This is a genomic window from Microvirga sp. P4_G7, assembly GCF_056401005.1.
Window position 1 is genome coordinate 1 of sequence record NZ_JBFUKD010000107.1, and the last position, 8,123, is coordinate 8,123.

At 59.9% G+C, this 8,123-nt stretch carries 8 protein-coding genes; 1 reads left to right on the forward strand and 7 read right to left on the reverse strand.

The annotated features are described in order from the left end of the window. On the forward strand, positions 1–448 hold a 448-nt coding region (locus tag AC1DT3_RS07295), incomplete at its 5' end, for a M20/M25/M40 family metallo-hydrolase (protein ID WP_477464589.1). 45 nt (positions 449–493) lie between these two features. Here the strand turns inward: AC1DT3_RS07295 and AC1DT3_RS07300 are convergent. From AC1DT3_RS07300 to AC1DT3_RS07330, 7 genes are all read right to left on the reverse strand, one after another. Further along, on the reverse strand, positions 494–2,281 hold the full coding sequence (locus AC1DT3_RS07300) for an adenine deaminase (RefSeq protein ID WP_477464590.1): 1,788 nt from the start codon (positions 2,279–2,281) through the stop codon (positions 494–496). Next, positions 2,278–3,201: a nucleoside hydrolase gene (locus tag AC1DT3_RS07305; protein ID WP_477464591.1), complete on the reverse strand. Its 924-nt coding sequence runs from the start codon at positions 3,199–3,201 to the stop codon at positions 2,278–2,280. Before AC1DT3_RS07305 ends, AC1DT3_RS07300 begins: the two co-directional genes overlap by 4 nt. Before the next feature lie 7 nt (positions 3,202–3,208). Beyond that, positions 3,209–4,237, reverse strand: coding sequence for an ABC transporter ATP-binding protein (locus AC1DT3_RS07310; RefSeq protein WP_477464592.1), 1,029 nt, complete (start codon positions 4,235–4,237; stop codon positions 3,209–3,211). Beyond that, on the reverse strand, positions 4,230–5,009 hold the full coding sequence (locus AC1DT3_RS07315; RefSeq protein WP_477464593.1) for an ABC transporter permease: 780 nt from the start codon (positions 5,007–5,009) through the stop codon (positions 4,230–4,232). Before AC1DT3_RS07315 ends, AC1DT3_RS07310 begins: the two co-directional genes overlap by 8 nt. Further along, complete coding sequence (locus tag AC1DT3_RS07320) at positions 5,006–5,833, reverse strand: ABC transporter permease (protein ID WP_477464594.1); 828 nt, start codon at positions 5,831–5,833, stop codon at positions 5,006–5,008. The genes AC1DT3_RS07315 and AC1DT3_RS07320 overlap by 4 nt, the downstream gene beginning before the upstream one ends. Before the next feature lie 83 nt (positions 5,834–5,916). After that, positions 5,917–6,939: an ABC transporter substrate-binding protein gene (locus AC1DT3_RS07325; protein WP_477464595.1), complete on the reverse strand. Its 1,023-nt coding sequence runs from the start codon at positions 6,937–6,939 to the stop codon at positions 5,917–5,919. After that, positions 6,936–7,982: a LacI family DNA-binding transcriptional regulator gene (locus tag AC1DT3_RS07330; protein ID WP_477464596.1), complete on the reverse strand. Its 1,047-nt coding sequence runs from the start codon at positions 7,980–7,982 to the stop codon at positions 6,936–6,938. The genes AC1DT3_RS07325 and AC1DT3_RS07330 overlap by 4 nt, the downstream gene beginning before the upstream one ends. Between the last annotated feature and the right edge of the window lie 141 nt (positions 7,983–8,123).

An 8,123-nucleotide genomic window follows, 5' to 3' on the forward strand; every position in this document is an offset into this window, starting at 1 on the left:
GAAGGCTCTGAACGTCATTCCTGACCTCGTCGAGATCGGAGGAACGGCGCGCGCATATACGCCCGGTGTTCGCGATCAGCTCGAAGCGGAAATTGAGCGGCTGGCCCGTGGAACCGCCGCGATGTTTGCGATCGACGTCGCGTACGAGTTTCGCCGGCGCATACCGCCCGTGGTCAACGATGCCGCGATCGCTGCCCGCGCTCTCGAGGCGGCAAGAGGCGTCTGCGGCTTAAAGGTCGTGACGGACTTCCCTCCCTCGACCGCCGGTGATGACTTCGCATACTTTGGTGATCAGGTTCCCGGGGCGTATGTTTGGCTCGGCAACGGACCGGCCGTCGATGGGGCTTTGCATCACAACACGGCTTACGATTTCAACGACGCGGCCATCGGGACGGGAGTTGCGTTCTGGGCAACCCTTGTCGAGCAGGAACTTGCCGCGCAATCCTAAGGGCAGGAACTCGCCGCGCAATCCTAAGGGAGCCGCCGGCGAGGCCTACGTCGAGATTTCCAGGAGAGGCGTGTCGAGGAGTGTACCGTCCGCCACGTCCGCGATTCCGCGATCCGTCTGGTGCGGGCCGGCGTTGCAGGCGAGCGTCGCGCCGAAACAGGCCTTGAAGACGAGGTAGGGCGCTTGCCATGGGGCGATCTTGTCGATCGCGTCCCGTATGGCACGGAATCCCTCGGCAACGTTCTCCATGCTGTCCTCCGAAACCAGACCGCACAGTGGCAGTTCGAGGATGGCGTCGACCGTTCCGTTGGATGCAACGGCCATGCCGCCGCCTGCTGCGATCACTGCATTCGCAGCAACCGCCATATCGCGCGGATTCCCGCCGAAGACCGTCAAATTGTGGCTGTCGTGAGAGATCGTCGTACAGAAGGCGCCTCTCCAGCGCCCCCATCCGGTGAGAAAACCGATCCGCGGACGGGAATCCGCCCGTCCATGCCTGTGGACCACGCTGATGAGTGCTACATCCTCGGGCGGGACGACGAAACCGTCCTGCACGTCCGCGATCGTTTCGCCCCATTGGGTGAAACGCGGGCGATCAATGGTGGCAACGCGTGCGCGGGTCCCGCGTGCAGGAATTCTGAAATCCTGCTCCGACACCATTTGCAACTTCATCGTGTCGCGCAGCCTCCCCGCGGGAAAGCGTTCCAAGTCGCGAGCCATCATGCCGTGTGTCGCGATGAGCTGCCCGCTCGCGAATACATGCCTGGCGCGGAATTCTGTCAGGTCGGCGAAGACGGCAAGGTCAGCGCGGCGTCCACTGGCGACAAGACCAAGATCGTTGCGTCCGAGCCTGTTCGCAGCATTGAGGGTTGCCGCGCGAAGTGCCCATTCCGCACGCATGCCATAGCGGACCAGCCGGCGCACCACGTCGTCGAGCCCTCCAGCGGATTCAAGGTCATCCGGAAAGACGTCGTCTGTGCAGAGCGTCACGGTCTGCGGGAGGTGTCCGAGTTCATTCAACGCTGCGACAAATTCGGGGAGAAGATGATCGTGTGATCCGCGCAATTCGATGGTCATGCCGGCGCGTAACTTTGCCATCAGATCGTCGGCCGACGTCAGCTCGTGATCCGACGTGATGCCAGCCGCCATGAACGCGTTCAGGTCGGTGCCGCCGAGGCCACGCGCATGGCCGCAGACGAGCTTGCCAGACGCCAGTGCCGCCTGGACGATGCCGGACATGCGTGGGTCGCGGTCGATCACGCCGCGCATATTCATGACTTCGGCGAGTCCTCCGATCTCAGGCCACGCCAACAGCGTCTCCAGTTCGGCAGGGCCGAAATCCGCGCCGGCCATTTCGAGGCCAGGCGCGGAAGGGACGCAGGAGGGCGCTAATGTGACAACGCGCAACGGTAGCTCGCGGCACGCGTCGATTGCCCACCGCACGCCCTCCAGTCCGCTGACATTGCCGAACTCGTGCGGATCCCACACGATTGTCGTGACGCCTTTGGGCAGCACGGTCTCCGCGTAAGTGGCAGGCGTCACCATCGAGCTTTCGATGTGCATGTGCGCATCGATCAGACCGGGACTGATGTAGCAGCCCTCCACGTCGATGATTTGCGATGCGGCCGAAAAACGACCGCGCTCGTGTACGCTCGCGATCAGCGGGCCGACGATCCCGATATCCGCTGCTCGTAATTCGCCTGTCACAACATCGACAATCGTGCCATGCGTCAGCAGGACGTCAAAGGCGATGTCGCCACGGGCGGCAGAAACCGCCCGGTCGCGCAAGACCAGATCGTTCAAGTCGCCGGGTTCAGTTGCGCGCGCGCTCATCGCTCGGCCTCCGTGTGGAGTGCGTTGAGAGTGATTTCGCGAGCGCGGTCGGCGTCGATCGCGGTCGCAACTTCGGCGTTGAACACGGCGTTGTATCGGCTGTCGACAACCGTACGGCCACGTGTATGGACGCCGGCAAGTTCGACTTCAATGCGCGCGGGTGAAAACATCACGACATCTTCCTCGACGAAAGCGACCGCTGCGATCGGATCATACAAGGACATGGCCGGGCGTCTTCGCTTGATGGCGATATCGATGAAGGCCTCCAGCAGATCGGCCAGAACGGCCGCATTGTCGCCTTTGGCCGCACGGATCGGATCAACCGCCGACGGCTCGACGAGAACCTTTCGACAGATGTCGAGATCGACCATCCGCAGTGGGATGCCGCTCGCGAGAACAATCGCAAGCGCCTCCGGATCGGCAAAAGCATTGAACTCGGCTGATGGGGTGTGATTTCCGCTGGTGACGCCGCCACCCATGAAGGTCACCTGACCGATCCTCGCCGCAAGATCGGGGCGGGCAAGGGCAAGTGCTGCGATATTGGTCAACGGACCGAGCGCGAGAATGTGGAACGGCGCCTTGTCATCCGATTCGAGCCATTGGCAAAGTGCTTGAAACGCATCGCTCGGCGGAAGTGGCTCTGCGTCAGGGAGGGACCGGCCGACGGTGGGAATGCCATTCGCGCCGAGAACATGCTGCGCGGTCTCGAGTTTTCCCAACACCGGCAAAGCGCGGCCGGCGTGGATCGGAAATGACCATCCAAATGCGGCCGCTGCCCGCGCAGCATTGTCCTTCACCGCTTCGAGGGGCGCGTTGCCGAAGACTAACGATACGCCGTCGATCGTAAGGTTCGACTGATCGACGATGACAACCGCCAGAATGTCGTCGAAGCCCATATCCGTGTCGATCCAGGTTCCCATTGGGCCCTCACGCAAAACGCCTGAGGGGCGCAGCCACCTCGACTGGGAGGTCGAACTTCAGCGATGCCCCGAGGGGATGGACAGTCTCGCTTGCGTCGACCTCGGCTTTGATAGCACCGAGTGGCGTCGTCAGAAGATACTCGCGCGTGCTGCCGGCGAATGAGACGCCAAGAACGGCTCCCTCGTACGGACCCTCGTCGAGCTTGACCATTTTGGGTCGCCACGCGAGGCCCGCGACATCCGCAGGGGCGGGCTTGGACAGCGCGATCAACCCTCGCTCGGTCTTGAGCTGACCGTTCTCAACTGCAAAAACATTCTCGAAGCCGACGAAATCGGCGACGAATGCGGATGCGGGCGCGTTGTAGATTTCCTCGGGCGTTCCAATCTGCTCGATTCGGCCGTCGAGCATGACGACGATCCGATCGGCAAGCGCCAGGGCTTCCACCTGATCGTGCGTGACGAAAATCATAGTGACTCCAGTCTCCTTCTGAACGCGCTGCAGCTCGGTGCGCATTTCAAGACGCAGCCGGGCGTCGAGGTTGGAGAGAGGCTCGTCGAGTAGAAGGAGTTTCGGCTCCATCACCATGGAGCGCGCGAGGGCGACACGCTRCTGCTGCCCACCCRACAATTCTGCAGGCTTGCGTCCAGCATACTTGCTCAGGCCGACCGATTTCAGCCCGTCATCGACACGTTTTACGATCTCCGCATTGGGGAGCTTCTTCAAACGCAGACCGAAAGCAACATTCTCGAACACGCTGAGATGAGGGAACAGAGCGTAGGATTGGAAGACCAAACCGATGGCTCGCTTGTTCGCCGGAACGCGCGTGATATCGAGGCCGTCCAGCCGGATAGCGCCGGATTTCGGCTTGAGAAGACCCGCGATCGACCGCATGGTGGTGGTCTTGCCGCAACCGGAAGGCCCCAACAAGGCGACGAGCTCGCCCTGCCGGATGCTGAGGTCAAGCGCATTGACTGCGATTGTGTCGTCATAGGCCAGCGTCAACCGCTCGAGACTTAGGAACGAAGCGTCAGACATAACGTGAGAATCCCAGAAAGCGTTCGGCGAGAAACACGATGCCGATGGACATGAAAGCGAGAAGCGCCGAGAGCGCCGCAACCGAAGGATCGTAGGTCGTCTCGAGATAGGCGAGCATATCGATAGGCAGCGTCCGCGTGCCCGGCCCGGACAAGAACAGCGATACCGGAACTTGGTTGAAGCTGGTGACGAACCCGAGAATGAATGCCGCCAGAATGCCGCCGCGGACACTGGGAAGGACAACACGGAAGAAGGCGCCGAGACGCGAACAGCCCAAAAGGACCGCGGCTTCTTCGATGTCGCTGCGCAAGTTGGCCATGCTGGCAGACACCACCCTGACCGCATAAGGCAATATCAGCGCGGCATGGGCCATGAACAGCGCGAGCGTCAAGTTGAAGCCGAGTGGAATCACCAAGTATCGCAGAAGAGCAAGACCAACGATGATTCCGGGCACGATGATAGGCGCCGACACGATAGTGCGGATCGCCTCGCCTGCCGGTAGTTTATAGCGGGCCAAAGCATACGAGACGGGAATCCCGATCACCAGCGCGGCGAACGTGCCGAAGATCGCAAGGAACATCGACATCGCGAAACTGGCCCGGAAGCTCTCGACTTCGAAGACCTTCAGGACCCATTTGAACGACAAACCTTGCGGTGGAAAGGCGAGCGTGTCGCCCGCCGACAACGACGCCGCGACAATGATGAAGAACGGACCGATCAGAAACAGCATGACGGTCGCAAGAACGACCGTCGACAAGAGGCGAGATGTCATCGCTTGCTCCTCGCGGTTGCAAGTCGCTTCAGCAACAGATTGGCCGAGAAGCTCATCACGATCAGGATCATGGCGATCACGCTTGCAGAAGCAAAATCATTGGCCACGGTGACGCGTTGGTAGAGCAGGGTTTCGAGCATCAAGACCTTTGATCCGCCAAGAATGGCCGGCGTGATATACGCTGTCAGAGAACCCGTGAAGACCAGTGTGCCGCCAATCACAAGGCCCTCCTTCGTGAGAGGCAGAATCACCTTCCAGAACACTTGGAGCCAGTTCGCGCCGAGAACGCGCGCAGCGGGAATGGCGTCTCGCGGCATGTTTTCAAGCGCACTTACGAGCGAAATGATCATCAGGGGCAAGAGCAATTGCAGAAGTCCGATGAAAATGGCCGTTTCGGAAAACAGGATGCGTGCCGGACTGTCGGCTAGTCCCAAGCCCGTGAGAGCCTGATTGACGATTCCGGTGCGGCCGAGAATGACAATCCATGCATAGGTGCGCGCCACCGGCGAGATCATCAGCGGAAGTACGACGAGCCCAACCATGCGACCGCGCCCTTTCGGAGGCAGGTTGACGATGCAAAGGGCAGCCGCATACCCGATTACCGCGGCAGCCAATGTCACCAATGCACCCAGCTTCAAGGTACGGATAAAAACAGTGAAGTTGAGCGGTGTGGTAAAGAAAGAGACATAGGACGCGAGAGACCATCCCTCCGTCGTTCGAACGCCTTCGGACAGCAGAATTCCGACCGGGAGAATAAAAACGATCGCAGCGAACAGCGCCCCGGGAAGGGCAAGAGCCAACGCCTCAGCTCGATTTTGAAACATCAGAATCAGTCCGTATCAGATGCGTGGCTCGATCATGATCGAGCGATGATCTCGGAAATGCCGGGACCATCGCTTCAATCGTGTCACTGCCCGACTTTGGCGTTCCATTGAGCAAGCCAGGACTCGCGGTTATCGAGGATGGCCTCGGCGGGCTGAAGGTCCAGCGATTTCACGAGATCCTCGCCATAAGTGAGATTGTCGGCGATGGCCGGCGGCAATTTGACTTCCTTGTTGGCCGGGCTGTCGACGAGCTTCTCAGCCAGCTTCGTCTGAATTTCAGTCGAGAGCCAAAAATCCATGAACTGGAGCGCCAAGTCTTTGTTCTTTGCACCCTTCGTCAAGATCATGACGTTCATGCCACCGGTCTGACCTTCCTTCGGCGTCGCCCATTTGACCGGCATGTTCATCTTGGCGAAACCTTCCCAGGCGAAACGCCCGATCGGTGCGGCCCAGATCTCTTCCTGCTGCATCAATTGCACGAGTTGCGACGAACGCACGTAGAAGGTGACGACATCGTCCTTGTGCTCGGCCACCTTTTCGATCGGCGCCTTTAGGTCCGGCGTGTTCTGTCCCATGGCCTTCCCGACCATGTAGAGCGAAGGCGGGCCCTGGTTCGTCGTCACATTGGGAAAGGCGACGCGGCCGGCGAGCTCTTTCGAAAATAGATCGTTCCACGAATTGATGGTGACCTTGTCGGAACGATACACGATCGACGTGGCATAGAAGGTGTAGCCGATGCTGAGCTTGTTGCCGATCGGATCCTTCGCGATGTCATAGAGCTTGTCGTAATTGGACAGCTTCGAGGTGTCGATCGGTTCGATGAGACCTGCGCGGGATGCAGCGAGCGCATCGGGCGTCGAGACGACGGCCATGTCGATTACGGGATTGTTCTTGTTGGCTTCGAGCTTCGCCAAGCGTTCGACACTGTTGCCCGTTTCTACGACGACCTTACAGCCGCACTTTGCTTCAAATGGATCGTAGAGAATGGTCTTGAACGCATCTTGCGCAAATCCGTAAACGGAAATGACGAGCTTCTTCTCCTGTGCGTGGGCAGACGGCATCAACAGCATCAGGGCAAAGCTCGATGTTATGAGGATTTTTGTCATATCTGGTATTTCTCCTGAGATTGAATTCTTGTGATCGGGGCCGGACCGCTCGATTGACGGATAACGAGTTGCATGGGAACGCTCGGCGATCGCGAGCTGCGGGGCGCGCTCGGATCTCGACCTTCCGTTTCGATGGCTTCGATCAAGCGCGAAACGGCGATCTCGGCGATCGTTTCCATGTCCATTCGCATCGTCGTCAGGCTCGGCGTTACAACGGGGGACCAGATCAGATCGTCGAAACCCGTGACGCTTACGTCCCGTGGAACTTGGATGCCGCCACGCTGCAGCTCCATGAGCGCGCGCAGAGCGTTGAGATCGGATACGGCACAAAACGCGCTAAATCCTTGCCGCGCTTTTGCGACGAGATCGAGGTCGCAGCCGCGCTCGCGCTCTTTCTCAACCTCCTCGACCCAGATCACATCGCACGAGGCGTCAGAACCAAGGGCCGATCGAATGCCACCAATGCGGTCGTTCTGGACATTCGACGTCGGGCTGCCTCCGATGACGACAAAGCGGCGATGGCCGAGTGAATACAGGTGCCGGCCGATTTGCTCCCCGCCGTTCCAGTGATCGGCGGCGACGGTATTTCCGGGCGTCGACGGGCTGTCGATAACGACGACAGGTCTGCCGATGTCACCGATGCGGGTGCCGCGACGCGGGACGATGACAAGTCCATCTGCTCCGCGCTCAAGGAGCCGGCTGACGGCAGCCGTCTGCGTAGCCACGTCGCCGCGGGAATCGGCGATGAGGACACCGTAGCCGCCGTTGGCTGCGGCGAACTCGATAGCCTGCGCGATCTGCGGAAACAGAGGATGAGCGATGTCGGCGAGAACAAGACCGAGAACACCGCTTCGTCCCGTACGGAGGGCCTTCCCGGGTAAGGACGGAATGTATCCGATCTCGACGGCGGTCTTGCGGATCTTCTCGACAAGCTCCGGCGAAACGCGACCCTTGCCGGACATGGCGTTCGATACGGTCGCGACCGAGACGCCGAACGTCGCGGCGATGTCGCTCAAACCGGGTCGCGAACGCTGGTTGGACATAAAGGGATGCTGTTTTTGATTAACCGTTTAATCATCTTTAAGKAACTTCCGGCGAAAGTCGAATCGGAATTGCTCGCGACCCGCAATTTTCACGCTTTCACAACGAAATAACGCTTCCCGTGCGTGGCAGGTTCTTTAGTT

Coding starts and splice junctions, on each gene's coding strand:
- AC1DT3_RS07325 (WP_477464595.1), bottom strand. CDS start 6,939: ATGACAAAAATCCTCATAACATCGAGCTTTGCCCTGATGCTGTTGATG.
- AC1DT3_RS07330 (WP_477464596.1), bottom strand. CDS start 7,982: ATGTCCAACCAGCGTTCGCGACCCGGTTTGAGCGACATCGCCGCGACG.
- AC1DT3_RS07320 (WP_477464594.1), bottom strand. CDS start 5,833: ATGTTTCAAAATCGAGCTGAGGCGTTGGCTCTTGCCCTTCCCGGGGCG.
- AC1DT3_RS07315 (WP_477464593.1), bottom strand. CDS start 5,009: ATGACATCTCGCCTCTTGTCGACGGTCGTTCTTGCGACCGTCATGCTG.
- AC1DT3_RS07305 (WP_477464591.1), bottom strand. CDS start 3,201: ATGGGAACCTGGATCGACACGGATATGGGCTTCGACGACATTCTGGCG.
- AC1DT3_RS07300 (WP_477464590.1), bottom strand. CDS start 2,281: ATGAGCGCGCGCGCAACTGAACCCGGCGACTTGAACGATCTGGTCTTG.